Source organism: Agarivorans sp. MS3-6 (assembly GCF_054112545.1).
On the sequence record NZ_CM134202.1, the window covers coordinates 3,990,197 to 4,015,659 of the forward strand.

The window sequence follows — 25,463 nt, forward strand, 5'->3', positions numbered from 1 at the left end:
AGGTATTCGTTTAGTCTGGGTAATACTAAGTTAATTTTCTTTAAAAACCCATTTATTTTGATGGGTCACTCATTAGATGTGAGCTGAGTGTTTAAAACAACAATTACTGGTGGTTTACGGTCGCTGTTAGGTTGCCATCTGAAAACTTCACGTTTATCACATCGCCTGCTTTTAGCTGCGACGCTTGTTTGACTAGCTGTTGTTGGTGAGTAACTAAGCTGAAACCTCTGTCTAAGACCTTCAAAGGGCTTAAGTTATCTAATTGGCGGCAAGCCCCTGCTAACAGATGTTGGTGCTGATTCAGTGTTGTTTGGCTGGCACTAATAAGGCGTCTTGTTTGCTCATCTATTCGCTGCTGCTGCTGAGTGATCTTTCTCTCCAATAAAGCGTGTTTTAAACGCTGCTTGAGTCCGGATTGACGCTCTCGGCCTTGTAACTGCTGCTGAGAAATGGCAAACCTTAAACGGTGTTCAAGTTCATCAAAACGCTGCTGTTGTTGCTCTAATAAGTGCAGTGGGGATAAGGTTGTGAGTGTGTTCTCAAGTTGGACTAAGCGAATCTGCTGACGCCTAAATTCATGCAATGAGAGCTGTACTAACTGTTGCTTGAAGTGAGTGATGCCTTGAGCAATGTGAGTGGCTTGTTGGCTTATCATTTCTGCAGCTGCTGACGGGGTGGCGGCTCGAACATCAGCCACTAAATCGCTAATGCTATCATCCACTTCATGACCGACGGCGGATATTACGGGAATATGTGAGTCGAAAATGGCTCTGGCTAGCACTTCATCATTAAACGCCCAAAGATCTTCTTTAGAACCGCCTCCTCGACCGACGACCAGTAAGTCGACTTCTTGACGTTGATTGGCGATTTGTATCATTTTTATAAGCTGCGGGACAGCAAGTTCACCTTGAACTGATGCAGGATAAACTATCACCCGAATAGCTGGCGCTCGGCGAGCAAGTACCGACAAAATATCTTGCAGCGCGGCCCCGGATGCAGAGCTGATAATGCCAATGCTACTGGGGTATGCTGGAAGTGCTTGCTTTTCGGCTTCAGCAAATAAGCCTTCGCCGGCTAGCTTCATTTTGAGCTGTTCGTAAGCCTGTTGCATGGCGCCATCCCCTGCGGGGTGTATAGCTTCAACAATCAGTTGATAGTCACCACGTGGTTCGTACATGGTGATTTTTGCCTTGAGTAATACTTGCATGCCGCTTTCGGGTTTAAATACTACTTTACGGTTACTGTTTTTAAACATGGCACAGCGAACTTGCGCAGAATGGTCTTTTAAACTGAAGTACCAGTGTCCCGAAAATGGTGTTGAAAAATTAGAGATTTCACCTTCTAACCAAACAGTACCTAGAGAATGCTCTAACAATCGTCTAACTTGCTGGTTTAATTGACTTACACTGAGGATATTTGCGGCTATTTGATTGGTTTGCATCAGTGCACTCGAGGCTAATTTGAAAATAATGTAAGAAAATAACATTTTTCAATTTACCTTGGCCAGCTTTATACCTATAATCCGACCGCAATATTTTATCCCTTTATTAACTGTATTTAGGCGAATGTTGCTATGTTGAGAATTTCCAAAGAAGCCTTAACCTTCGATGATGTACTACTACTTCCTGCCCACTCAGAAGTACTTCCAAATACCGCCAATTTGGCGACTCGTCTAACGAAAGATATCTCTTTAAGTATTCCAATGGTGTCTGCAGCCATGGATACCGTCACTGAAGCGAATTTTGCTATTGCCTTAGCCCAAGAAGGCGGCATTGGTTTTATTCACAAAAATATGAGCATTGAACAGCAAGCTGCCGAAGTTCGTAAAGTGAAGAAGTTTGAAGCAGGTATCGTACTAGAACCTATCACGGTTACACCTGAGTTAACGCTGGGTCAAATTGCAGAGCTTCGCCAAATTCATGGCTTTGCTGGCTTCCCTGTCGTCACAGAAGCAAATGATTTGGTGGGTATTGTTACCGGTCGTGATTTGCGTTTTGAAACAGATTTTACTAAAACGGTTTCTCAGGTGATGACACCTAAAGAACGTTTGGTAACGACTACTGACACATCACGTGATGTAGTAGAAAAGGCAATGCACGAACACCGCATTGAAAAGATGTTGGTGGTTGATGAAGCCTTCAAACTCACCGGTATGATTACGGTAAAAGATTTCAAGAAAGCCGAGCGTAAGCCAAACGCTTGTAAAGATAGTTTTGGTCGTTTACGTGTTGGCGCTGCTGTCGGTGCTGGCGCAGGTAACGAAGAGCGTGTAGACGCCTTGGTTGAAGCTGGCGTAGATGTATTATTAATTGACTCGTCTCATGGTCATTCGCAAGGCGTATTGGATCGTATTAAAGCCACTCACGAAAAATACCCAGAGCTACCTATTGTTGGCGGTAACGTTGCAACAGGCGCTGGTGCTATAGCTTTGGCAGATGCCGGTGTAAGTGCGGTTAAAGTAGGTATTGGCCCAGGTTCAATTTGTACAACACGTATCGTAACGGGTGTGGGTGTGCCACAGATTACTGCAGTAGCTGATGCTGTAGAAGCGCTGAAAGGTCGTGATATTCCGGTTATCGCAGACGGTGGTATTCGCTTCTCTGGTGATATTGCAAAAGCTTTAGTTGCAGGCGCGTCTTGTGTAATGGTAGGCAGCATGTTTGCTGGTACGGAAGAAGCGCCAGGCGAAATAGAGCTTTACCAAGGCCGTTCGTTCAAATCATACCGTGGCATGGGCTCATTAGGCGCCATGTCTCAAGGTTCATCTGATCGTTACTTCCAAACCGACAATGCGGCAGACAAATTAGTACCAGAAGGTATTGAAGGTCGCGTAGCTTATAAAGGCCCAGTTAAAGCCATTATTCACCAGCAAATGGGCGGTTTACGGTCATGTATGGGCTTAACCGGTTGCGCTACTATTAGCGAATTAAACACTAAAGCTGAATTTGTTCGGGTGACGAGTGCTGGTATGGGCGAAAGCCACGTACATGACGTAACCATTACGAAAGAAGCTCCGAACTACCGTATGGGTTAAGCCAAAACCGTTTTACTTCTACTAAGCGCCGAAAGGCGCTTAGTTCTATTAGCCAAATTAAAGTAAGTGATTATGAGCAGAGATATCCACGAACATCGTATTCTAATTTTAGATTTTGGATCACAATACACCCAACTTATCGCGCGTCGTATTCGCGAAATTGGTGTTTATTGTGAGTTGTGGAGCTGGGATGTAGACGAAGCTGACATTCGCGAGTTTGCCCCAAACGGCATTATTTTAGCCGGTGGCCCAGAAAGTGTTACTGAAAACAATTCGCCGCGTGCGCCTGAATATGTATTTAGCGCTGGTGTGCCTGTATTAGGTATTTGTTATGGCATGCAAACCATGTCTGAGCAATTAGGCGGAGCGGTTATACAAGGAGAGGGCGAGCGCGAATTTGGCTATGCTCAAGTAGAAGTTGTAGCTGCCTCCCCATTATTTAAAGCGATTGAAGATGCCGTTGCATCAAACGGCAATGCGCTGCTTGATGTTTGGATGAGCCACGGTGATAAAGTGTCGGCTATTCCAGACGGTTTCACCACTGTTGCACAAACACCAAGTTGTGAGTTTGCCGCAATGATGAATCAAGACAAACAATTCTACGGGGTGCAATTCCACCCAGAAGTCACCCATACGCGCCAAGGCTTGCGTATGTTAGAGCACTTTGTTAAAGACATTTGTGCTTGTGATGCATTGTGGACTTCGGAATCTATTATCGAAAATGCTGTTGCTCAAATTAAGCAACAAGTAGGCGATGATGAAGTGATTCTTGGCCTAAGTGGTGGTGTAGACTCTTCTGTAGTAGCGATGCTTATTCAGCGCGCTATTGGCGATAAGTTGACCTGTGTATTTGTAGATAATGGTTTGCTTCGTTTAAACGAAGGCCAGCAAGTTATGGATATGTTTGGTAACCACTTTGGTTTAAATATTGTTCATGTCAATGCTGAGCATCGCTTCTTGGATGCGATGGCTGGTGAGAGCGATCCTGAGAAGAAACGTAAAATTATTGGGCACGTTTTTATTGACGTGTTTGATGAAGAGTCTAAAAAGCTGAAAAATGCTAAGTGGCTTGCACAAGGCACTATCTACCCAGATGTTATTGAATCAGCGGCTTCTAAAACCGGTAAAGCTCATGTGATTAAGTCTCACCATAACGTGGGCGGTTTGCCTGATGATATGGAGATGGGCTTAGTAGAGCCTTTACGTGAGTTGTTTAAAGACGAAGTACGTAAAATTGGTTTAGAGCTAGGCTTGCCTTACGATATGCTCTACCGCCACCCATTCCCTGGACCTGGTTTAGGTGTCCGTGTATTGGGTGAAGTGAAGAAAGAGTACTGTGACTTGTTACGTCGTGCAGACGCTATCTTCATTGAAGAGTTACACAAACATGACTTGTATAACAAAGTAAGCCAAGCGTTTACAGTGTTCTTACCAGTACGTTCGGTAGGCGTTATGGGGGATGCTCGTAAATATGATTGGGTGGTTTCGCTACGTGCGGTAGAAACTATCGACTTCATGACGGCCCACTGGGCACACTTGCCTTACGATTTCTTAGGGCATGTGAGTAACAGAATTATTAACGAAATTGATGGTATTTCTCGTGTGGTATACGATATTTCAGGTAAACCGCCAGCAACCATTGAATGGGAATAAAATTCTCACTCTAAACTAGGCGCCTACAGGGCGCCTTTTTTGTGCTAACGACTTAAACAGCTAATCGGTAAGCATCAGCGAAAACAAATACAAATACAAAGTATCTCCTAGAAATACTCTAAGATAACTGTTCAATCACATGGCGCATATTGAGCGTATTTTCGTATAGAAGCTGACAATTTGCCAAGCGCAATTGATTGTCAGTATATTTTTGCGAGCGGTTACCGATCATTTGAGTGTGTAGTTACTTAACCAAAGAAAATAAATTCCCAGAGCGTTTCCAAGTTGGTTGCCTTGATATTTTATTATTACATAACCCCAAAAAAGAGGTCTAATACCACAGTTGAAAGGCGTTTTAGACAGCTTAGCTAAGCGAGGTCTTATCGGTTCTTTTGGTGTAAGTGCTAGTACCCTTGATGTTTTAAAATTTGCCTCTGAAACCGACTTTGGACATTATTCTGAGTGGAGTTACTCAGTATTCGAAAGGCGTTTTGAGACTGATTTTGCTAAGATATTGAGGCAACGTAAACAATGCTTTATTGGTCGCTCCCCACTTTTTAGAGGTTTAATAACTGAAAGTTTTCTTAGGGATGGCCCCGCTAATTATTTTTCTGATGTGCGCTCACAACTACCTCAAAAAACTTATTAACGTGGTGCCATAAACAAATCTCAAAAATAGCACCTATTGCCGACTCAATGGACTTATCTGTTAGCGAATTAGCCATTGCCTATGCGTACAGCAACGATGACTTATTCTGTACCATTCCTGGTGTTAGCAAAACAGAACATGTCAAGTCTATATATAAAATACTCAACTTAAATCACACTGCGATGCAAGCCATTAAAAATATCGATTTAGGTGATGAATTGTGTTTTCCTAAGTTTCTTTGATTTCAGTTGTTAAATGCAAACTGCATAAGATGGCGTCTATTTGACACTATTTAGATACCTATTTCTTCAGTAAATGATTAGTGTTGAAACTACAGGATAGCGTTGTTGAACATATTTGTATGGATACTGGCAATCTGCCAAGCCTTGCTAACTACCGGTAATATATTACTGGTAGCCGTAACGGGCTTAATTGGTCAAGAGATAGCGCCGTCTGCGGTTTGGACGACTTTCCCGGTTGCTATGCAGTTTCTGGGTTTGATGTTGGCGACGATTCCTGCCTCGTTGATTATGGGAGTTACTGGACGGAAGAAGGGCTTTGTTCTTGGTAATTTGATTGGTATTTCCGGTGCAATCTTAGCCATTTTCGCCCTTACTCAGCAAAGTTTCTCATTGTTCTGCTGCGCTACCTTCTTACTCGGTATAGGTATTGGGTTTGGCATGCTGTATCGCTTTGCTGCGGTGGAATTATGTAGCCAAGGCCAACAAGCTCGAGCTATTTCTGCCATTATGGCTGGTGGCGTTATCGCCGCTATTATAGGCCCAAGTTTAGCTATCTATAGCCAAGACTGGTGGCCGCAGCAGCCCTTTATTGGTGCTTTTTTAGCTTTGCTGATTTTATACATTATGGCCTTATTGTTGTTGCTAACTATTCGCTTTAAAGAGGCACGCTTAGCAGAGCAAAATCACTTAGCGGCTAGGCCATTAATCGAAGTGATAACATCGGCAAGCTTTGTGGTAGCGGTGATGGCGGCTGTCGTCAGTTACTTTGTGATGAACCTTTTGATGACTGCAACACCGTTGGCAATGCATCACCACGGTTTTGGCTTTGCACAATCAGCGAGTGTGATTGAGTGGCATGTACTAGGCATGTTTGCGCCTTCATTCTTTACTGGTCGGCTAATATTGCGCATTGGTTTGTTCCCTACCATGTTGTTGGGTTTGTTGTTAATGTTTGGCTGTGTAATGGTCAATTTATTGGGAACCAGTTTCAAGCATTTTGTTGTTGCTTTAACTTTGCTGGGTATTGGTTGGAACTTTATGTTCATTGGTGCCACCCAGATGTTAACTCAGTCATATCAGCTTAGTGAAAAAGCGAAAGCACAGGCAGTTAATGAATTTTTGGTATTTTCGATGGTGGCGATTTCTGCTTTATCAGCAGGCTGGCTAGAACAAATCTTGGGTTGGCAAGTGGTTAACTACAGTGCGCTACCGATGTTGGGCATGGGCTTGGTCTGCTTGGTGTATTATCAGTATCAACATAAAAAGCAACTATCTAGTGAAGTTAATTTGTAGCGAGTTATTTTGTGCTGGGAATCAAAGATTATTTTTTTTAATGATTAAGTTTTAGCAGTATCGAAAGTGAATGCTGTTGCTATTTTGACTATTGCTCTTATCTTTATGATTTTTAGTTAAAAAAAAGCCACTGCTAAAGCAGTGGCTTGAAATTCTTTTTGACAGACAGGGTCAAAATAAGAAACAGGGAAGTCAGCAAAAGGCTGACAAATGCAAACACAACATAGCAATCAAAGTAATTACAAATCCGGTAACTACTTAAAGAGGCCTGACATAACACCTTGATATACGGCGCTGTGTCAGACCCCTTCGCTTGATTGCGTGTGCATAGTAATCTGCAACTGGTTGTTCAACAACAGATAATTTATAATGCCCATAGATTAGAAAAACTTATCCGTTAATAGGATGTAAATATGGCGCGTCGTTTGCCACCACTGAATGCCCTTAAGGCTTTTGAAGCTGCTGCGAGACACTTAAGTTTTACTCGCGCCGCAGAAGAGCTATTTGTGACTCAGGCCGCAGTAAGTCACCAAATTAAAGCCTTAGAAGAATTCTTAGGCTTGAAACTTTTTCGTAGAAAAAACAGGTCATTACTGTTAACAGAAGAAGGCCAAGGTTATTTTTTAGATATTAAAGATATTTTTATTTCTCTCACTGAGGCAACAGATCGTTTGTTAGCGCGTGGCGCTAAAGGGACGATAACAGTGAGTTTACAACCTAGCTTTGCTATTCAATGGCTAGTGCCACGTTTGTCTCAATTTAGTGAGATGCATCCAGATATTGATGTGCGAATTAAAGCTGTCGATCTCTATGAAGGCTCATTAACCGAAGATGTAGACGTCGCTATTTATTATGGGCGAGGTAATTGGTCAGGTTTACGGGCTGATAAGCTTCATACTGAATATCTGGTACCAGTATGCGCGCCAAGTCTACTTGTTGGGGATAAAGCCCTAACCAAGCCTGAAGATTTACAACACCATACCTTGTTACACGATACCGCTCGTCGTGATTGGAAAGCGTGGTTTAAACTGGTGGGTTTACGTCAAATGAATGTTAACCATGGGCCGATTTTCTCCCACTCTACTATGGTGTTACAAGCGGCTGTTTATGGTCAAGGTGTGGCTTTAGGTCACAGTGTATTAGCCAAACCTGAAATTGAAGCTGGGCGTCTGATATGTCCGTTTGAGCAAGTATTGTTAAGTAAAAACGCCTATTACATGGTGTATAAACCTAGCCAAGCAGAGCAAGGAAAATTAGTCGCGTTTCGAGAATGGATGATTTCTCTAGTAGAACAAGAGCAACAAGAGTTTGTTAATGAAGGGTTGATTGAGACAGAATGAACAGTATTCGTAGCTTTAATTGGCCAATGCGCCTATTTGTTGGGCTTACTGGCGCTTTTGTTGTGGTTATGGGAGCAGGTGCCGCGCATGGTTTTAGCCGCTTCTTAGGAGAGGCGCAACTTTCTTGGATAGAAACCGGCGTGACTTATCAGCTGATCCATTTAGTGGCTGCTCTCGCGATATTCAATCAGCACCGACTCTGCGCCATCTTGTGGTTGGTGGGTAGTTGGATGTTTGCTGGTAGCTTATATGGTTTAGCTTTCTGGGGGGCGACGTTTTTGGGGCCTGTTACACCGTTAGGCGGAGTAGTGATGATTCTTGGCTGGCTATGTTTGGTTTTGCCCTCGAAGAATTCATGTAGTCGGTAATAGCTATCTTAGTCACCATAGGGTCAGATTTAAGTAGCAACAATGCTTAGATGTTAGGGGCATATATATAGCTGTACTGTATAGGGCGGCAATTAAAAAGGCAGCTAAGATAAGCTGCCTTTTAGTGTTTTTAGCCGCTTTACAAACGGTCTAAAATCGCTTGAGTAAATTCTTTAGTGCCTGCTGTGCCGCCTAAATCTCGAGTGGTTCTATCTCCACTTGATATTACGTCTTTAACAGCACTTAAAATGTTGTTAGCTTGTTCTTCCATACCTAAGTATTCAAGCATTTGAATACTGGCTAAGATGACCGACGTCGGGTTAGCAATATCTTGCCCTGCAATGTCAGGTGCGCTACCGTGTACCGCTTCAAATATTGCCGCTCGTTCACCAATATTGGCACCAGGAGCCATACCTAAACCGCCCACTAAGCCAGCACATAAGTCTGACAAAATATCACCAAATAAGTTAGTGGTAACCATTACGTCAAAACGTTCTGGATACATCACTAGATTCATACAAGCCGCATCTACAATCATTTCTTCAGATTCAATATCTGGGTATTGCTTAGCGATTTCACGCGCAACCTCGAGAAAGAGTCCCGATGTTGATTTCATGATATTAGCTTTGTGGATAGTGGTGACTTTTTTGCGATCTTCTCGACGCGCTAATTCGTAAGCGAATTTTACGATACGCTCAGCACCATCACGCGTAATAATACTCATGGCTTCCGCACTGTCGCCGTCTTCACTGCGTTTTTGGCCAACGCCTGAATACATACCTTCGGTGTTTTCGCGAACGGTAATGATATCGATGTTTTCATAACGGGCTTTGGTTCCAACGAAGGAACGCACAGGGCGGATATTTGCGTAAAGATCAAAGTGCTTACGCATTGATACATTAATAGAGGTAAAGCCGGTACCAACTGGAGTGGTTAACGGGCCTTTAAGAGCAATACCGTTCTGTTCTATTAGCTGCAGTGATTTTTCAGGTAGTAAGCTACCATCGCTTTCCAAAGCAGCGAGGCCTGCGTTGGCAAAATCATACTCGAAATTACAACCGGCCTTGTCCATAATTGCGATTGCGCTTTCGATAATACTAGGTCCAATACCATCTCCAGGTATGACGGTGATTCGTCTTGTTGACATATATCTTCCTAATTCGTAGGCATTTTTATTATATAAGGGGAGGAGGTAACACTCCGTGTTATTACCCAACGCATGTATGGTTTGGGCAACACAGAGTTTACATTTATTTAACTCAATACTCAAAAGGATTTCGCTTAGACTAAGGTATTAGCTGACGCTAATGTGAAGCTTTGAATGCTGGTTTTTTTGGGCGGATGATATCGCTGGTTGTTTAGTTAGAGTTCTTATGTAGCCCATTTTGGGGGCTTAGACGCTACCAAATAGCGAATGACGTGATAAGCTGTTTTGCAAAATGGCGGATTGCCGAGTTTGTTTGTTACTGAGATAGGTAAATTGCAGATGTTAACGGTGCCACGAATAGTTTCGTCAAATAGGCTTTTTGAGGTAGTTTTAACGCATTGTTATGGGATAAGCAGAGTTTAAATGAAAGATTTAAATGCGTTACATGTTTTTTTGGCATTAATGCAAACACGCTCAGCCACCAAAGCTGCACTTAAGTTAGGGCGGTCGCAGTCCTATGTATCTAAAGTGCTTGCCCAACTAAGAGAAGAGCTCGACGACCCTTTGTTTGTAAGACATGCCGGTTATTTACAAGCTACCAGTTATGCCGAGTCTATTACGCCTAAATTAACGCGCGCTCTAGTGGATTTAGATATTGCGCTAGAACCTGATGAGTTTGACCCTTCTAGCTTAAGTAAAATTACCCTACACATCGTTGAGCCTTACTTAATTACCTTGGGTAAAAACATCATCGATGCGATTAGAGCGCAAACCCAAGCAGTCATTGAACTAAGGCAATGGGGCGCAAACAGTGAATCACTTATTCTGCTTGAAGATGTGGACTTAGGCATACATATTATCAATGATAAACCGAAATCTTTTTATCAGAAGAGAATTCACTCAGGAGCGGGGTTCTTTTGTGGCAACCAAACGGGTGAATACGTTAAATTTATTATTTCTGGGGTGAACGAACATCAGGATCATTTTAAAAAACTTGATCCTACTATCAAGGCCGGCATTATCGTTGATAGCCACATACTGATGGATCAACTGATGGACACCTGCTTCACTCTTAAGTACGAACCCTATTATGAAAAAAGCCAGCAGCACCCTTTGAATCTTGATGTGGCTTTGATTATCAAGGCTTCACTGCGTTATTCAGCTAAAACCCAATGGTTATCAGAACTGATCACATCAATTATTGAGGCTCATACTCATGATTTACTGCACTCTAAGGTTGGCAACTAAGCTAGCGTTAACCACGTTAGCTTAGTATTGTTACCGGGCTTAGATCGCAGACAGGTAGGACTTAAAGGCTTTTAACCTGACTGTTGCGCCACCGATAATGTCCATAAAGCCAAGAGCGGGGTGTGGCTTATTTGCTGAAACCCAACCTGAACCTGTTGCGCCAATCGGTACATTATATCCTTCAGGCTCATCAAACTCGATGATGATGGTGCGCCCATGAGAGCCCATGTTGTTACCAACGTGCCGACGAACTTGCTGTGAGCCGTTTATCACAGAGACTCGAGCTTCACCGGTACCGGTGGTTAAGCTGTGTACTCGGCCGCGAAATATTTCCCCTGGGTAGGCGTTAACATAGAATTCGGCAAATTGACCTACCTCTATGCCGCGATAAGTTTGGTCTGCAATACGCATTTCAACAAATTTTTTGTTGGTGTCGTATAAGTGCATGTTACCGACACGCGTTCCATTTACGATGTTAGTAATTGATAACTGACCATCAAAGGGGGCTCTGATTTCACGACGTTCATGTTGCCAATTGGCGGTGGTAATTTGCGCATCTAAGTTTAATATTTGCGCTTTAACCGACATAACATTGGCTTCAGTTTGTTCAATTTTGGTTCTTAGATCGTCCCGCTGATACTCTTGAGCATACTCACTCAAATTTTCTAAACGTTGTAGGTTCTTCTTATCGTTATCAACTTGATAAATAAGCGCTAGAATTTCCGCTTGGGCTGCTTTCTTCTGCGCTTGTAGGCTCACGACCTGGGACGCGGTATCTTCCGTTTTAAGGGTATAAATCAGGTCTCCCTTTTTCACTAATTGGTTATGTTCTACGAATACCTGTTCAACTTCTTGGCCAATCAGCGGGCTTAATACAGCATGTGGGGCCTTCACTGTTGTGCTGTCGGTAAGATCGGCGGGTGACCAAAACCGGTGAGCAGTAAAGAGGGCCGCTGCTAGCAAAACTCCGATGCTTACCGTTAGTACTGCGTTACGCAGGGTCCACTGAATAACACCCGTTTTGACTAGGATCCAACAGATTAAAATATAGGGGAGCATTATTTCTTTCATGGTTTATTCCTCAACTCGCTTAGTCATCGCGCGTCCGTTACGTATGATGTTGGATAGCTCTCTTGCTAATACATCCCACCGAGCAAAAGCGATAATAATGGCTAACACCCACCATGTTTTATCGATGAATAGACCACATAAGGAGAGTGCAAAAATAATCTGAGTATGGGCGCTCGACATTTTTGCGGCTTTATGGACAGCCACTTCGTGCAAACACCAAAATAAGTAGGCTAGATACACAAGAATCGCGACGGTAACAAAAAATACAAAACCCATGAATATTTCGGAATCAAGCAACTTTAATATGGAGGGGTAGCCTTGAGAAAAATAGCTTTCGGGCAATTGCTTACCGTGGATAGTAGCAAGTTTTGAAAGTAATAGAGAAGAACCCACTAGCACGCATAGTGCTATGACTAGCTTAGAGATATAACTAAGGGTTGCTTTTGCGGACCATGCCGATTTTTCTCGCAGCGATCTGCTGGATTCTGTTGGAGTCGAATTATTAGACATCTAGCGTTTGCCTTCAATTAATATGATCGGCTCAAGCTTATATAAAACGATACATTTTTTTGGAATATCCAATATTCCCTATAGCTTACGCAGGTTTTTAGGGAGGAGTCGTGGATGAGGCGAGGGCTTAGCTTTGTTGGGTAACGGCCTGATAGCGAAGTTGTTTTAGTGAAAAGCCTAATTTTAAATCGGTTTTAAGGCTGAGCAGTTGCTGAGCAAGCAGCAACTTGTCACTGTTTGCTTGAACTTTAGCTACCAGCTTATTTGGTTTGGTTTCCGCTAAAATATCTGCCGTACTGGCGTAATTCTCTAACAGTGTTTGAGCACCTTTGTTTCCAATTCCCGGCACTCCGCTCACGTTAACACCGCTAATCCCAACAAGAGCCCAATAATCGGTGAGTTGGTTTATTTTTATTCCAAACTTATCTTCGACCATATTCACCGACACATACTCGCGTTTAAAGTAGTCGTATAGATATACGCCAGCGGTTAACAAAGAATAATAGCCGCGATCGGTAGAAACGATAGTGACGGGGTAGTGTGCCGTAGCCGCTTTACTGGCTATAGTTGCACAGATATCGTCAGCCTCTTCGTTGGCGGCAGAAACAGAATCGATGCCTATATCTAGAAGGTGGTCTTTTAGCGCCTCTAATTGCTTAGCCAAGGCTTCTGGCATTGGGGACCGATTCTGCTTGTAGGCGGGGAATAAATTCTCCCGCCAAGTCGATTTTTCTCCATCAAATACCGCAATGATATGGGAAGGTTTTAAACTTGATATTATCCGTTTACAGGCGCTTAACAAGGCCTGTTCGGTGGCTTTTTCTAAGGAAGCGTTAGGTGTTCTTTGTTGCTGCACAGCGTAAATCCGGCGGATTAAATTTAGTGCATCAATAATCACCAATTGTTTAGGCACTAAGTATTCCTTTCACTGTAATAGCCATCAACATTTAAGACTGACTGATCTTATAACAAGGTTCATAATGTGAGCCTGGTAGTTTCATTCTATGTTGGCTAACGAAGTCTTGTAATAATTTATCCATCATTTTCATTATTTTAGGGTCTCCGTCAATAATGAATGGCCCGTGCTGTTCAATCTCCTTGATGCCTTCATCTTTCACGTTACCACTTACAATTGCTGAAAAGGCTCTTCGCAGATTTGCAGCCAGCTGCTGTGGTGGCTGGTCGAAGTGTAGGTTCAACGTTTTTACATTTTCGTGTAAGGGTAAAAAGGGTTGCTGAAAATCGCTGTCGATCTTCAAACTCCAGTTGAAAGAATAGGCATCACCAATGGCTCGACGGTAGTCTTTTACCTTAGGCATCATTTGTTTGATAACTTGTGCAGCTGCAGCGGCATCGTCAATGATTATTTGATAGCGCTGTTGAGCCTCAGGCCCTAAGGTTTCGCCTATAAACCTATCGATACTTCTAAAGTACTCTTCACTAGATTTAGGGCCTGTTAACACAATAGGTAGCGGTTGGCGCGCATTTTCGGGATGAAGCATTATACCAAGTATGTATAACAATTCTTCTGCAGTGCCTGCCCCTCCGGGGAAAATAACAATGGCGTGTCCGGTTCGCACAAACGCTTCTAATCGTTTCTCTATGTCCGGTAAAATAACCAATTCGTTTACGATTGGGTTGGGTGGCTCAGCGGCGATAATACTCGGTTCTGTTAGGCCTATGTAGCGGCCATCATTAACACGTTGTTTGGCATGGCCAACGGCAGCACCTTTCATTGGTCCTTCCATGGCACCTGGTCCACAGCCGGTGCAAATATTAAGTTCTCGTAAGCCCAGCTGGCTGCCGACTTCCCGAGTATATTGGTATTCTATTTCGTTTATCGAATGACCACCCCAGCACACAACCAGGTTTGGCTCTGCTTTAGGGTGAATAACCCTAGCATTACGCAGCATTGAGAAGACTAAATTTGTGATGTGAGAAGATTGGCTTAAATCTAAGTTAGATTGCTTTTTGAGTTGATTCGAGACGTACAATATATCACGCAAAACACTAAATAAGTGCTCTTGTATTCCGCGAATAATAGCACCATCAACAAACGCTTCTTCTGGGGCGTTGGCTAATTCTAACTTTACCCCACGCTCACGACTTAATACATTGATTTCAAAACTCTGGTAGCGTTCAAGCATTTCGCGGCTACTGTCAGTTTTACTGCCAGAATTGAGTACTGCTAAGCTACAGTTTCTATAGAGAAGGTAAATATCTTTTGAAGCGCTTAAGGTGAGTTGGTCTACTTCTAACTGAGACAACAAGTTCATGCTGCCTACGGGATTTATATGGGTAATCATCAACACCTCACTGATTAAAAGCTATTTGCTTATTACAGTATAGCGTGAGGTGTGATGTAAGCGATGACTTATTTTACAAATTGCTCAACTAACTAGCTGATTATGTTAACTTTGTCTCTACCACTGCTCTTAGACTCGTAGAGTGCTTGGTCAGCACGCTCAAAGGCGTCCAAGGGCTTGTCGCTTTCTTTAAATAAAGTCGCACCAATGGAAACCGTTATCGATACTTGCTGGTCTTTAAACCTGAACGGCAATGTTTTGATTTGTTCCCTGATATTATCTAAAGGTACCATGACGGCATCAGGAGAAATATTTGGCATTAGCAGTACAAACTCTTCACCGCCAAAACGCGCTAAAAAGTCGGTGTCACGAAGGTTGTTTTGCAAAGCCCTAGCAATCACTTTTAGGGCTTTATCGCCAGCCATATGACCAAATTTGTCATTAATGGACTTAAAATGGTCAATGTCGATAATCGCCATACCCAGGTTGTAGCCATAGCGTTTCCAGCGTTTATATTCTAGCTCTAAACGCTCGTCTAAAGCGGCCCGGTTATAAACCTGAGTAAGGCTATCTATAAACAACTTATGCTTATGTGCGTTTAAGCGTTTCTTGTATTCATGGGTTTCTTCACGTACCAAGCGTAGTTTCAGTTCCACGCCGTTTAGTTGCTCTAGCAAGTCCGTAGTACGTTCTTCTAGCTGTTCTTTCTCTTTAAAGACATCGGCAATTTGAATCAGGCGGCTTTGTATAGAGCTTTTAAGGGTATCTAAATCATTACTGGAGCGAACTTCAGCACCTAATTCCAAAAGTTTACTTTTAAGCTGACCATCGCTTTGTTTTTGTTCTTTATAAACCAATTTTGACTGAGTTAACGAGTCGTTAAACTGGTCATGAACGCCTCCTAAGCTTTCATTTAAAGAGTACAAAAACTCTTGAGAGGCTTTACGTTCTTCACGACTGCCCTCTATGACCAGTTGTATGACTTTAATACATAGGCTAGGTAGTTCTTCTGGCTCTATACCAACCAGCAAGTCGGAGCGAACTTGGCCTAACTTAGTACCCACGTCACCAGAATAATCTAGTTCTGTTATTAGGCGTTGTAAATCGTCGCATATTCGCTTGTGTAAGCGATGATTTAATATACTTTCTTTAGGCTTTAATACGGCGTTGTCACCCGATGTTGGTGCGGCGCCCAAAATAGGTTTATTGAGTAGTGCTTGATAATAATAATTAAGTAGCTGCTCTAAACGCTGTTGGTTATCGTTATGCGTATAGGCTGGATCTTGCTCTAAGAAATCAGTGAGCTTACGACGCAACTGCGGGGGAAGGCCATTGATTCGCTTGAGTGACTCGCCCGATGTTTTGATTATACGTTGATTGTGCGCGAGTAATGTTTTTAAGGTATCACTGTGTTGCTTAAACAACCCATCTAATTCATTTTGGTATTGAGAAATAGCCGACAAATCATCATTTTTTTCAACTTCTTCTATGAGTTGTTGAAGTTTTTGATCGAGTTGCTCGTCTAGACCATAACAAATTTTCGATAGGCGCGAAATTAGCTGGCTTACTGCTTTTTTATCCATTCTAACCTTTGCATCTATACCTGAAGCATTCTTATTGGAATTGTCTAAGTTATTTCTCACCAATGCGAGTCGCTTCTTAATTGTGATGATATCGCTCATCGTAGAAATTAATACTTCCTAGCATGCCTAACAACAAGATTTAGCATACCATGAGATCTGCGATAACGACAGACGCTGAACTAGCAAATATTATAGTTAATGTTTGCCAATCTTTACCAGTTAATTAGGTTTTTATCAGCAGAGGCATTAACTTTTACTAAGCCCTTCGTTATTGCTTGTTTTACATCTTGAGTGACATTGGTACAGAAAAATGCCGCGTGGGAGCCACTCATTGCTGTTAACTCTACCCACTGGTTTGTTTGGGTATGAGCATAAAGCTGTTGTGCGCCTTCTAAGGCTAACCATACAACTTCTGTCATTCCTTTATCGTCAATGGCATCTTTAGCTTTAGTTAAAAATGGTGAAACACAGGTTCCGATTGCAATCTTTATTTCTATTTTCAACTGTTGAGCACATTTTTGTGTGTGTAACATCAACTGTTCGCAAAGTTGTTGTGGTGAACGTTGGTGTTGCTCAATGCGCAGTAACATTTGCTGGTCGTTGACATGACCTAGTTGATAGTTCTCTTCAATGCTTAACATTAATGCGTCAACAAAATCTTTAATCAGTATTCGTCGCTGCTCAAAACCGAGGGTGTGCTGTGATTCTGTCTTTAGGAGCTCAATCGATAACAGTAATAATATTGAGGTGCTATTTGCTGATGGCGCAGGCACAGAAGGGAGGCCATTTAAAGGCGCATCACAGTGGGCAAGTTGCTGCCAGCCGGTAACTGGGTGCTGGTTTAACTGCTGCGTCAGTCCGTTAACCGAGGCATTTCTTAATAACAATTTTTGTCTGGTGACTAGAAATAGAAACAGTAGCATTATGCCAAACACACACACTAAAACGAGGATCAGCTGTTGAAAACTACTTTGCTGCTGGGCAATCGCTTTTTCTCTGGTTAGATCTGATAGGCGTTGTGCTTGCTCAATATATTGGTAGTGTTGTTTGAATTGTTCGCGCTTTAGTTCGTTTCTGATCTGTTGATACTGCTGATTTAAACTGTGGTAAATCTTAAATTGTTCAAGCGCTAAGGCGTAATTACCATTTTTTTCATAGGCTTGGGTGAGCAATTTATACACCTTACTATGGCTACTGGTTAGCCCCATAGTATTGGCTAAAGCTTCAGCTTTCTCTAATTGTAAGATAGCTAAGCCATTTTCTTGATTACTAATGTGTAACTCGCCCAACAACAACAAGCTTCTTAATACTTCATTCGGTTTGTGAATACTGTTAAAGAGCTGCCGAGCAATTTGCAGGTGAACTAAAGCTGGGGTGTAATCAGAAAACTCCATATATGTTTGCCCCAAGCGAAGTTCTATTTGAGCAAGTAGTGGAATATTCCCATTTGATTTTGCGATGTCTTTTGCATTTAAGTAGTGCACCAAAGCCGCATCAATGTCTCCTGATAGCTCGGCCATATTTGCCAAGGTGGCGATCTCTTCTGCTTGTAGGTCTGGATTACCTAACTCAACAGCATGGGCTATCGCATCTTGTTGAAACTGTTCTGCAATGGCTAGTTCACCTTGGTCCAAATAAACTTTAGCGATATTGGCTTTTACTTTACTACTTAGAAACAGAGATTCGCTAGTGGGTTTAGCTAGATCATCCAAATCGGCTTCACTTAAGTGATTAAGAGCGAGTTCAGGTTGATTATTGGTGAGGTAGTAATTTGCAAGTAAGGCTTCTGACCAAGCCCGCAAGGTTACCGATTTACTGGTATAAGCTTCTTCTTTTGCTTTTAATAAATAGTTTTTTGCCTCATTACTTTTTCCTTGGTTCTGCATGAAACGTGCGATGACTTTCTGCAATTGAAAGCGCATATTGGGCAATGGAAAGATTTTAAGTTTCTCTAAATTAACACTGGCCAGTTCGATAAACGACTCCGCCTCAGAGCTACGGTTAGGGTCTTCACTTAATATTAATGCGGCTACGATATAGGCTTGCGTTAAATGAGCTTGATGTTGTTGCTCTTGGGCGAGTCCGATAGCAAGGTTGATGTAGTGTTGAGCTAAATCGATGTTATCTATTCGATAAGCACACAGTGCGCCTATTTGATTACTCAACAAGGTAATGTTTTTTGTTTCAATTGTTTGATGGACTAAACTTTTTTGTTGTTCAAGTTTTTGTTCTATTTGCTTTAAACAAACACGAGGGTTAACAATTAGTTGTTGGCGTAATGGTTCTAGTTCTTTTGGCACGTGAACAAAACCGTACTCATAGGCAGAGGCACTCAGAGAATGAAAACAAGTAACTAGCGCCAAAATACGCCAAATATAGTTTGTGTAGTTCAACTTGATTCCCACTCTATTGACGCAATAAGCGCCAGTTTCCTAATTTGCCTAAGGCATTGGGGTCGTTACTGCGCATAGGGTTGATGTCTAAACCCCCTCTACGTGTATAACGCGCATAAACGGTTAGATAGTTGGGTTTGCAATAAAGGTTAATATCGGAAAATATCCGCTCTACACACTGCTCATGAAATTCATTGTGCTGGCGAAATGATACCAAATATCTCAATAGTGCTTCTTGACTAATTTTAGGGCCTTGGTAGTCAATATAGACGCTTGCCCAATCTGGTTGATTAGTCACGAGGCAGTTTGACTTGAGTAAATGGCTGTTAAGCGTCTCTGTCACTGGCGCTTCAATATCAGCGGCATTCTCTAATAAAGATGGAGTGAGCTGGTAATTTGAAATAGAAATATCTTGAGCGTCAATATTGCTTCCCGGTAGCGGGCTTGTGTCTATTAGGCTATTGATATCGAATAGTTGAACGCTAACTTCGCCCTCAGCGCAAGCACTTAAATCTTTGCTAAGTGTTTTTTCAATCGCGGCAACATCAGAAAAATGGCTTTGATTGAAGCTATTCAAATACAGTTTGAAAGATTTTGACTCAATTAAACAGCGCGAGCTCGCGGCCACTTTTACCTCCGCTACAGCGACAATCGGTAAGCCTTTTTCATTTAACCAAGAAAGCTCGTAGAGGTTCCATAAATCATAGCCTTGAAAGGGCAGGGGCTGCTTTTCATCCACATTAATTTGCTGACGGTTTAATGACCTTGGTACGCCTTGCAGCAATTCAGGAGAGTATTGGCTTATATAGTCAGTAGGTTTACCGAGGCTTAAGCTATTAATGAGCTGTTCAGAGGTACTTAAAGGCTTCTTTTTCATGGTGTTGTTACGTCTAATTAGTTAGGCTTAGTCTATCTCAATTCTAATCGAAACACATCTATGAGCAGCCTGATATCAAAGCCTTTAGCTACAATTTTTTCTGAGTTTGAGCGCCAATGGCAAAATACTGCCTATCCGCAAGTTGACTACGATGCGAAGTGGTTGTCTCCTTGCATTATCGGTGAGCCCTTATCACAAGTGGTATCTTGGCACCCTGTAATCCGAGATATTGCTGGTGATTTCTCTGGCATAGAAGCAGCATTAGAGCTCCAGATCCACCCTAGTATCAAAGCGTTTTATGGTGACTATTTCTCAGAAATACTTGCGGTCGATTTTCAAGACAACACCATTGAACTGGTGCAAGCCTGGAACGATCAAGATTTTGATATGTTACTAGAAAACATCATTGGCCATGTTTTAATGCAACGTCGTTTGAAACAAGCTGAAACGGTCTTCATTGCCAGTACTGAAGATGAAATGCAGGTGGTCAGTATTAACAATAACTCTGGCGAAATAGTGCTTGAGCAATTAGGTAAAGGTGTTGACCGTGTGCTGGCTAGCACATTGGAAGAGTTCTTAGCGCAGCTCAGCTTAGCTAAGTAAGCACGAGTTAACGCTTAAAATCCCATGATATATTCGATACTAGGCGGCAGCTGTCGCATTTAAAATCAAATATTTCGTGTTCGGTTTCTTGCAAAAGCCAAACTTGATTGCACTTTGGGCAACAACGGGCTTTTTCAGTCGCTAGGCTTTCACCGCCTACACGGTATAAATACAGATAACTGGGCACTTTTGTTAGATACTCTAGCCGTTTACATAAATCACTACCGCGCTGATAGAGTCGGCTAGTGATATTACTCATTTCTTGCAATGCCGAATATTCAAGTATGCTGCCATTCATTTGTAATTGATCGCAGGCAGACCAATCTTCTTGCCACTTTATCAGTTGTTTTTGGTCACCGTTGGCTATCGCGGGTAAATGATAAAGGGGGACTGGGGTAAAGTGGTCGCCGCAGCGCACCGGCGAGCAACTCTGCAAATAGTTGGTATATAAAACCAGCCAACTGGGAGATTCACACTGGTCGCTATCATCAGAGTTTATGTCTCTGCCAAGGCTTTTTACCTTCGGGCTTAGTAAGCCTACATCACTTAAGGCCAGTTTAGCGCGCTTAACTTGGGAGCTTTGGTAGCGTTCTAACAAGCTATCCGCTTCGGGGCAGACAACTCTGGTTGCAAAAGTCGCCTCCTTTAATACCACTGGGAATTCTCTACCAATAATTTGACCATTGTAGCGCCAGCAGTCGAGCACTTGATTAATGGCTTTTTCAGCTTGGCTAATGGTGGTGTCGGCGTAACACTCAAATTCAACAAGGCTTAAATACATGGTTAGTCTTTGGCTTCTAATTGGCTTAGGCGTCTAAGTAACAAAGCAACTTGGCTTTCTAAGTCATCCACTCGCTTTTCTAGAGAGGGCGATTTGGATGGGCTAAGCGTTGGCTGCAGCGGGCTAAGTGTCTCAATGATACTCGGATCGCGTTTATAAGCATTGAGCGCTTCGATAACGATAGGCATAGGCTGGCGAGTGCTAAGCCTACCTTTTACCAGTGCTAGGGTTGGCTGCTTATTATCGTCGATGAGTGACTTGATGGCTAAAAGAACAACTTGTTTCGACATACTGATTTCCTCAATGATGACGTGGCGAGTGGTACAGCTGCAATAGTGTCTCAATGGCGGCTTGCAGTGTCGCTGAATTGGTCGGCTCTCTTAGTTGTGCTAATACAAAACTACGGAGTGTTGGAATAAACACTAAGTCAGCAAAAATTTGTTGGAACAACTCAGGGTCTTGCTGCTTGGCGATAGCTTCCAAAAATATCTTGAGTATTTTTGGGTCTTCTAGCTGTTGCCATAAACGGCCGGCGATGGCGATAAAGCTATGAATAGAAGTGGCGTTTTTTAATTGGGCTAGTAGAGCTTTGTTAACCAAAGGCTTAACGCTTGAGCCAGATAAAGCCCGTAAATAAAGACTAGCAAGTTCTTCGTTGTCGGCAAGGTGTTGAGCATGAAGCTTGGCAAGGCAATGGCTAAGTTGTTGGTCAATTCTACTGTGCTCCAGTAACTCCAAGGTTTTATTGGCTACCTCTAAGGGTAAGTGCTCAAAAGCGTCGGCTAAAAGCGTACTATTTTCGTCCCTATCTAAGCGAGCAACAACATCTGCGAGGCCTTGTAAGGCGAGTTCTTGCCAATCAGCCCAATTGCCATCGCAGCTTAAGTAACGGCGAACTCTTAGGTAATGCTCCGACGGTGCTAATTGACTATCTTTTTTATACAGTGCGTTAAAGAAAGCGAGCTTTTCTTCGATAGGCTTGTAGATGTATTGGTTGTTAGCCAAAGCGTGTTGTTGGTCTTCAGTTGGAGTGCGATTTAGCTCTTGCCCCATGGCTTCTACTACCAGTTGAATAAACTGATCACGAGCACCTAAGTTGATAAAACCTTGCTCATCAACCGGCAGTTGCAAAAACCATATATACGGTGTAGTTGATTGATTTTTTTGCCAAAAACATACTGCAAAGCGAGCGTGTTGTTGGATGGGCGCAGGGTAGGGCCGTTGCGCTGTCTCAATCTGATAAAAATCTTGATTGGTGATGTGATGTATTTGTCGGCCCATTTCATAAACGCGCAATTCACTGCCCGACAGCTGAAGGATTTCACTTAAGGTAGTTATTTTGTCCATATTCTTTGCTTCAGTCATCAATTTGGCCGTCAGTATCCACATTTATAGGGGCGAGGGCAATAATAGTCAGGCATGCCACTGCTCGCTTAGCAATGATATAATCCCCCCTTTTTCAAAGATTCCGCTTAATGAGTAAACCAATCTTGCAACTATTAGATGAACTGGAACAATGTTTACGTAACAACGCAGTCTGGCAAAGCGCGCCTTTGGCCCCTGAGGCATTAGAGAGTACCTTACCTTTTAGTGTCGGTAGCCTGAGCCTACCCCAATGGTTACAGTTTATTTTTCTGCCACGAATACGCATTTTGATTACTGAAGGTAAGCCCTTGCCTCAAACCCTTGAGATTAGCCCCTATGCTGAAGAGGCATTAAGAGATGCTGATTTTGATACCCAGCCACTGTTGGCCATATTGACGGCACTTGACGAGAGCTTTACAAATGACTGAATTAACTGAATTGAGCGAAGAACTTATCGAAGTTATTCCTGATGAGCTAGACATATTGTTTCAAGACGAACATTACGTCGCCATTTATAAACCAGCGGGTTTATTGGTGCATCGTAGTTGGATAGCCAAAGAAGCCACTCAATTTGCCATGCAAATTTTACGGGATCAGCTGGGGCACTACGTTTATCCAGTGCATCGTTTAGATAGACCCACTAGCGGAGTGTTAGTGATGGCCACTTCTTCAGAAGCGGCCAGAAAACTGTCTGAGCTATTCTCTACACATACCATCTATAAGCAATATTTAGCGGTAGTAAGAGGCTATATAGAAGGAGTGCATGATCTAGATTACCCGCTTAAAGAAAAACTCGATAAGATGGTCGATGCTAAAGCACAGCAAGATAAACCCGCTCAGTCGGCGTTTACTCAGTATAAAGGACTACAACTGGCGGAGTTAGACTACCCCTCAGGAAAGTTTGCTACATCACGTTATAGCTTGCTTAGCTTAGAACCCAAAACTGGAAGAAAACACCAATTGCGTCGGCATATGCATCACTTAAGTCATCATATTATTGGTGATACCACCTATGGTGACGGAAAACACAACCGCTTGTTTAAACAATTGGGTCACCCAGGTTTATGGTTAATATCTAAGCAACTTGGCTTTGTTCAACCCTACACACAACAGCAAATTCTTATCGATTGCCCCCTTCCGCAGCGCTGGAAAAGCCTATTTCAATTAATGTCTTGGAATTAGTTCCCTTTTTGTTGGTGATCAAGATCACATTTTTGGTATAGGAATTGAACTTTGAAAAGGCTTTCATTGCCGTGTAAAAAAATTACATTTTTAGCATCGTAACCTTAAATATTAGCCTAGTTTTTGGTTTTTTTTGGTAATTCACCTACTGAAAGGGTTTTCTTTGTGATTGAGAGCGTTTTCATGGTCTTTCTTGTGGTGTTGGTGAGTTGTGATCTAGAACAAGTTTTACTGTTGAAAAGCAGGGGTTTCAAGCGATTTTCATAACAACCAAACTGTGAGCCAGTTCAAGGTTGAACTGAACTTAGCTACCTATAATCCTCCTCAGTTAGCGGATATAAGCACGAATATAAATGCACCGCTGGCTCTTACTAAATAAAGGTAAGGGACTTGGTAGTTCTAAAGGAAAAGGAAAGGATTATGAAACTGAAAACACTTGCTATTGCAATTACAGCTGCAACAGTATCTTCAAGTGCATTCGCTCTTGATTTTAACGGTTACTTCCGTGCTGGTTTTGGCATGAATGCTGACGGTGGTTCACAGCGCTGTTACGGTACTGGCGGTCCAAACGCTCACGTAGTAGGTCGTTTGGGTGATGAGTGTGATACTTACGCTGAGCTATCTTTTAGCCAAAACGTTGTAGAACGTCCTACCGGCGAAAAATTCTCTGTTCATACTTTGTTAGCTTTCGGTACGTACGAAGATTGGCAAGGCGGTACTGATACCCGTGGTAACTCTTGGCAGGGTGTAACTGATGGAGCTTCTGAAAACGGTTCTCCTTGGTCTGGCCAACGTATGTCATTCCGTGAAGCTTATGCTAAATATGCAATGGCTAGCGGCACTGAAATTTGGGCGGGTAACCGTTACTACGGCCGTAAAGACGTTCACGTAAACGATTGGTACTACGTAAACGGTTCTGGTTACGGTTTTGGTGTTGATAAAATCGATGTGGGCTTAGGTAACATTGCTGTTGCTGTTCGTCATACTAAATGGCATGACGTATCTGGCGGCGCTGACGCTAACAACACTATGGCATCTACCCCTATTCTTGATCTTCGTTGGAATAACGTAGGTATTGGTCTAGGTTCTTTAGATATCATCGGTATGGTTGGCAAAGCTAACTTAAGCGATGCACAAGAAGCTGGCGTTAATGACGGTAACTGGAACAACAAAACTGGTTTCAGTGGTACTGTTGAGTGGAACTTAGGTTACGCTGGTGGCTTCAACAAAGTTGTTGCACAATACAACACTGAAGGTTTCGCTTGGGCTGGTTACGGTATGAATAACCACTTAGGTGATTCATACAACATCGGTGGATACGACAACGGCGGTGATGCTCAACTTGGCCGTAAATCTTGGCGCTTAATCGACCACGGTGTATACGCGTTTAGCCGTAATGTAGATATGGGCTACTCAGTGTTCTACTCTAAAGTAGAAGATGACTGTTGTGATGCAGGACCTGGTGAGCGTTACGGTGCTACATTACGTCCTCGTTACTTGTGGAACGATACTATGAGCACCCAAATCGAAATTGGTTACTACAACCAACAAGACCCATGGGAAAGCGTAAGCTCTACAATTAACAAAGTTACTTTAGCGCAAGCTTGGTCACCTCTTAAAGAAAAAGGCGGTTTCTGGGCTCGTCCTGAAATCCGTGTTTTCGTAACTAAGTACGGCGGCGACAAGCGCAGCGATGGTACTGGTGAAGACGGCGGCTGGATGGGCGTTCGCGTAGTAGAAAACAACGATACTTTCTACGGCGCACAAGTTGAAGCTTGGTGGTAAGCCATATAAATTTAGTTAAATAAATTTGTATGC

At 42.7% G+C, this 25,463-nt stretch carries 24 protein-coding genes; 12 read left to right on the forward strand and 12 right to left on the reverse strand.

The features are described 5' to 3' along the window. Positions 1 to 103: 103 nt before the first annotated feature. On the reverse strand, positions 104 to 1,486 hold the full coding sequence (gene xseA, locus ACVFI8_RS18410) for an exodeoxyribonuclease VII large subunit (RefSeq protein ID WP_457872237.1): 1,383 nt from the start codon (positions 1,484 to 1,486) through the stop codon (positions 104 to 106). A gap of 87 nt (positions 1,487 to 1,573) precedes the next feature. On the opposite strand from xseA, the gene guaB reads away from it, so the two are divergent. The 7 genes from guaB to ACVFI8_RS18445 all read left to right on the forward strand — a co-directional run bounded on the left by guaB (position 1,574) and on the right by ACVFI8_RS18445 (position 8,579). Next, on the forward strand, positions 1,574 to 3,034 hold the full coding sequence (gene guaB / locus ACVFI8_RS18415) for an IMP dehydrogenase (RefSeq protein WP_457872238.1): 1,461 nt from the start codon (positions 1,574 to 1,576) through the stop codon (positions 3,032 to 3,034). Positions 3,035 to 3,106: 72 nt separating this feature from the next. Further along, positions 3,107 to 4,687, forward strand: coding sequence for a glutamine-hydrolyzing GMP synthase (guaA, locus tag ACVFI8_RS18420; protein WP_248712134.1), 1,581 nt, complete (start codon positions 3,107 to 3,109; stop codon positions 4,685 to 4,687). Between the two features lie 343 nt (positions 4,688 to 5,030). Next, positions 5,031 to 5,336, forward strand: a complete 306-nt coding sequence (locus ACVFI8_RS18425) for an aldo/keto reductase (RefSeq protein ID WP_457872239.1) — start codon at positions 5,031 to 5,033, stop codon at positions 5,334 to 5,336. Positions 5,337 to 5,353: 17 nt separating this feature from the next. After that, complete coding sequence (locus ACVFI8_RS18430; RefSeq protein ID WP_457873835.1) at positions 5,354 to 5,578, forward strand: aldo/keto reductase; 225 nt, start codon at positions 5,354 to 5,356, stop codon at positions 5,576 to 5,578. Positions 5,579 to 5,683: 105 nt separating this feature from the next. Then, positions 5,684 to 6,871, forward strand: coding sequence for an MFS transporter (locus ACVFI8_RS18435; protein WP_457872241.1), 1,188 nt, complete (start codon positions 5,684 to 5,686; stop codon positions 6,869 to 6,871). 413 nt (positions 6,872 to 7,284) lie between these two features. Beyond that, positions 7,285 to 8,211 carry a transcriptional regulator GcvA gene (locus tag ACVFI8_RS18440; protein WP_248712130.1) on the forward strand — a complete coding sequence of 309 codons (927 nt, stop codon included), beginning with the start codon at positions 7,285 to 7,287 and terminating at the stop codon, positions 8,209 to 8,211. Continuing rightward, complete coding sequence (locus ACVFI8_RS18445) at positions 8,208 to 8,579, forward strand: DUF423 domain-containing protein (RefSeq protein WP_457872242.1); 372 nt, start codon at positions 8,208 to 8,210, stop codon at positions 8,577 to 8,579. Before ACVFI8_RS18440 ends, ACVFI8_RS18445 begins: the two co-directional genes overlap by 4 nt. A 139-nt stretch (positions 8,580 to 8,718) precedes the next feature. Here the strand turns inward: ACVFI8_RS18445 and ACVFI8_RS18450 are convergent, their stop codons facing one another. Continuing rightward, complete coding sequence (locus ACVFI8_RS18450; protein WP_248712128.1) at positions 8,719 to 9,726, reverse strand: isocitrate dehydrogenase; 1,008 nt, start codon at positions 9,724 to 9,726, stop codon at positions 8,719 to 8,721. Positions 9,727 to 10,149: 423 nt separating this feature from the next. Here ACVFI8_RS18450 and ACVFI8_RS18455 point away from each other — a divergent pair, with 423 nt between their 5' ends. Next, positions 10,150 to 10,974, forward strand: coding sequence for a LysR family transcriptional regulator (locus ACVFI8_RS18455; protein WP_457872243.1), 825 nt, complete (start codon positions 10,150 to 10,152; stop codon positions 10,972 to 10,974). 39 nt (positions 10,975 to 11,013) lie between these two features. On the opposite strand, the gene ACVFI8_RS18460 is transcribed toward ACVFI8_RS18455, so the two are convergent. The 7 genes from ACVFI8_RS18460 to queF all read right to left on the reverse strand — a co-directional run bounded on the left by ACVFI8_RS18460 (position 11,014) and on the right by queF (position 19,714). Continuing rightward, positions 11,014 to 12,045, reverse strand: a complete 1,032-nt coding sequence (locus ACVFI8_RS18460) for an HlyD family secretion protein (protein WP_248712126.1) — start codon at positions 12,043 to 12,045, stop codon at positions 11,014 to 11,016. 3 nt (positions 12,046 to 12,048) lie between these two features. Beyond that, positions 12,049 to 12,555 (reverse strand): magnesium transporter, encoded by a 507-nt coding sequence (locus tag ACVFI8_RS18465; RefSeq protein WP_457872244.1) that lies wholly within the window; start codon positions 12,553 to 12,555, stop codon positions 12,049 to 12,051. Positions 12,556 to 12,682: 127 nt separating this feature from the next. After that, the gene (gene xni, locus ACVFI8_RS18470; RefSeq protein WP_457872246.1) at positions 12,683 to 13,468 is read right to left on the reverse strand and encodes a flap endonuclease Xni; all 786 of its coding nucleotides are present in this window, start codon (positions 13,466 to 13,468) and stop codon (positions 12,683 to 12,685) included. 34 nt (positions 13,469 to 13,502) lie between these two features. Next, positions 13,503 to 14,861, reverse strand: a complete 1,359-nt coding sequence (ppnN, locus tag ACVFI8_RS18475) for a nucleotide 5'-monophosphate nucleosidase PpnN (protein ID WP_457872248.1) — start codon at positions 14,859 to 14,861, stop codon at positions 13,503 to 13,505. 92 nt (positions 14,862 to 14,953) lie between these two features. Beyond that, entirely contained in the window at positions 14,954 to 16,543 is a 1,590-nt protein-coding gene (locus tag ACVFI8_RS18480; protein WP_457872250.1) for a GGDEF domain-containing protein, read from the reverse strand. Between the two features lie 113 nt (positions 16,544 to 16,656). Further along, a complete protein-coding gene (locus ACVFI8_RS18485) occupies positions 16,657 to 18,837 on the reverse strand; it encodes a tetratricopeptide repeat protein (RefSeq protein WP_457872252.1) in 2,181 nt (726 codons plus the stop codon). A 13-nt stretch (positions 18,838 to 18,850) separates the two neighbouring features. Continuing rightward, positions 18,851 to 19,714, reverse strand: coding sequence for an NADPH-dependent 7-cyano-7-deazaguanine reductase QueF (gene queF / locus ACVFI8_RS18490; protein WP_248712120.1), 864 nt, complete (start codon positions 19,712 to 19,714; stop codon positions 18,851 to 18,853). 60 nt (positions 19,715 to 19,774) lie between these two features. Between queF and syd the strand changes: the two genes are divergently transcribed. Further along, the gene (syd, locus tag ACVFI8_RS18495; protein WP_248712119.1) at positions 19,775 to 20,317 is read left to right on the forward strand and encodes a SecY-interacting protein; all 543 of its coding nucleotides are present in this window, start codon (positions 19,775 to 19,777) and stop codon (positions 20,315 to 20,317) included. Positions 20,318 to 20,324: 7 nt separating this feature from the next. Here syd and ACVFI8_RS18500 read toward each other — a convergent pair whose 3' ends face one another. Genes ACVFI8_RS18500 through ACVFI8_RS18510 form a run of 3 tightly spaced genes read right to left on the reverse strand, consistent with a single transcriptional unit; the run spans position 20,325 to position 22,445 of the window. Further along, positions 20,325 to 21,098, reverse strand: a complete 774-nt coding sequence (locus ACVFI8_RS18500) for a Zn-ribbon-containing protein (protein WP_457872255.1) — start codon at positions 21,096 to 21,098, stop codon at positions 20,325 to 20,327. A 2-nt stretch (positions 21,099 to 21,100) separates the two neighbouring features. Continuing rightward, positions 21,101 to 21,388 carry a hypothetical protein gene (locus ACVFI8_RS18505; RefSeq protein WP_457872257.1) on the reverse strand — a complete coding sequence of 96 codons (288 nt, stop codon included), beginning with the start codon at positions 21,386 to 21,388 and terminating at the stop codon, positions 21,101 to 21,103. Positions 21,389 to 21,398: 10 nt separating this feature from the next. Next, a complete protein-coding gene (locus ACVFI8_RS18510) occupies positions 21,399 to 22,445 on the reverse strand; it encodes a DUF3549 family protein (RefSeq protein WP_248712116.1) in 1,047 nt (348 codons plus the stop codon). A gap of 128 nt (positions 22,446 to 22,573) precedes the next feature. Between ACVFI8_RS18510 and ACVFI8_RS18515 the strand changes: the two genes are divergently transcribed. The 3 genes from ACVFI8_RS18515 to ACVFI8_RS18525 all read left to right on the forward strand — a co-directional run bounded on the left by ACVFI8_RS18515 (position 22,574) and on the right by ACVFI8_RS18525 (position 25,430). After that, positions 22,574 to 22,891 (forward strand): YqcC family protein, encoded by a 318-nt coding sequence (locus ACVFI8_RS18515; RefSeq protein ID WP_248712115.1) that lies wholly within the window; start codon positions 22,574 to 22,576, stop codon positions 22,889 to 22,891. Further along, positions 22,884 to 23,645, forward strand: a complete 762-nt coding sequence (gene truC / locus ACVFI8_RS18520; RefSeq protein WP_457872258.1) for a tRNA pseudouridine(65) synthase TruC — start codon at positions 22,884 to 22,886, stop codon at positions 23,643 to 23,645. Before ACVFI8_RS18515 ends, truC begins: the two co-directional genes overlap by 8 nt. 420 nt (positions 23,646 to 24,065) lie before the next feature. Continuing rightward, positions 24,066 to 25,430 carry a carbohydrate porin gene (locus ACVFI8_RS18525; protein WP_457872259.1) on the forward strand — a complete coding sequence of 455 codons (1,365 nt, stop codon included), beginning with the start codon at positions 24,066 to 24,068 and terminating at the stop codon, positions 25,428 to 25,430. Positions 25,431 to 25,463 lie beyond the last annotated feature (33 nt).

What these genes read in the sequence shown, in the direction of transcription:
- xseA (WP_457872237.1), bottom strand. Translation starts at nt 1,486, where the DNA reads ATGTTATTTTCTTACATTATTTTCAAATTAGCCTCGAGTGCACTGATG.
- guaB (WP_457872238.1), top strand. Translation starts at nt 1,574, where the DNA reads ATGTTGAGAATTTCCAAAGAAGCCTTAACCTTCGATGATGTACTACTA.
- guaA (WP_248712134.1), top strand. Translation starts at nt 3,107, where the DNA reads ATGAGCAGAGATATCCACGAACATCGTATTCTAATTTTAGATTTTGGA.
- ACVFI8_RS18440 (WP_248712130.1), top strand. Translation starts at nt 7,285, where the DNA reads ATGGCGCGTCGTTTGCCACCACTGAATGCCCTTAAGGCTTTTGAAGCT.
- ACVFI8_RS18445 (WP_457872242.1), top strand. Translation starts at nt 8,208, where the DNA reads ATGAACAGTATTCGTAGCTTTAATTGGCCAATGCGCCTATTTGTTGGG.
- ACVFI8_RS18450 (WP_248712128.1), bottom strand. Translation starts at nt 9,726, where the DNA reads ATGTCAACAAGACGAATCACCGTCATACCTGGAGATGGTATTGGACCT.
- ACVFI8_RS18455 (WP_457872243.1), top strand. Translation starts at nt 10,150, where the DNA reads ATGAAAGATTTAAATGCGTTACATGTTTTTTTGGCATTAATGCAAACA.
- ACVFI8_RS18460 (WP_248712126.1), bottom strand. Translation starts at nt 12,045, where the DNA reads ATGAAAGAAATAATGCTCCCCTATATTTTAATCTGTTGGATCCTAGTC.
- ACVFI8_RS18465 (WP_457872244.1), bottom strand. Translation starts at nt 12,555, where the DNA reads ATGTCTAATAATTCGACTCCAACAGAATCCAGCAGATCGCTGCGAGAA.
- ppnN (WP_457872248.1), bottom strand. Translation starts at nt 14,861, where the DNA reads ATGATTACCCATATAAATCCCGTAGGCAGCATGAACTTGTTGTCTCAG.
- ACVFI8_RS18480 (WP_457872250.1), bottom strand. Translation starts at nt 16,543, where the DNA reads ATGAGCGATATCATCACAATTAAGAAGCGACTCGCATTGGTGAGAAAT.
- queF (WP_248712120.1), bottom strand. Translation starts at nt 19,714, where the DNA reads ATGAAAAAGAAGCCTTTAAGTACCTCTGAACAGCTCATTAATAGCTTA.
- syd (WP_248712119.1), top strand. Translation starts at nt 19,775, where the DNA reads ATGAGCAGCCTGATATCAAAGCCTTTAGCTACAATTTTTTCTGAGTTT.
- ACVFI8_RS18500 (WP_457872255.1), bottom strand. Translation starts at nt 21,098, where the DNA reads ATGTATTTAAGCCTTGTTGAATTTGAGTGTTACGCCGACACCACCATT.
- ACVFI8_RS18505 (WP_457872257.1), bottom strand. Translation starts at nt 21,388, where the DNA reads ATGTCGAAACAAGTTGTTCTTTTAGCCATCAAGTCACTCATCGACGAT.
- ACVFI8_RS18510 (WP_248712116.1), bottom strand. Translation starts at nt 22,445, where the DNA reads ATGGACAAAATAACTACCTTAAGTGAAATCCTTCAGCTGTCGGGCAGT.
- ACVFI8_RS18515 (WP_248712115.1), top strand. Translation starts at nt 22,574, where the DNA reads ATGAGTAAACCAATCTTGCAACTATTAGATGAACTGGAACAATGTTTA.
- truC (WP_457872258.1), top strand. Translation starts at nt 22,884, where the DNA reads ATGACTGAATTAACTGAATTGAGCGAAGAACTTATCGAAGTTATTCCT.
- ACVFI8_RS18525 (WP_457872259.1), top strand. Translation starts at nt 24,066, where the DNA reads ATGAAACTGAAAACACTTGCTATTGCAATTACAGCTGCAACAGTATCT.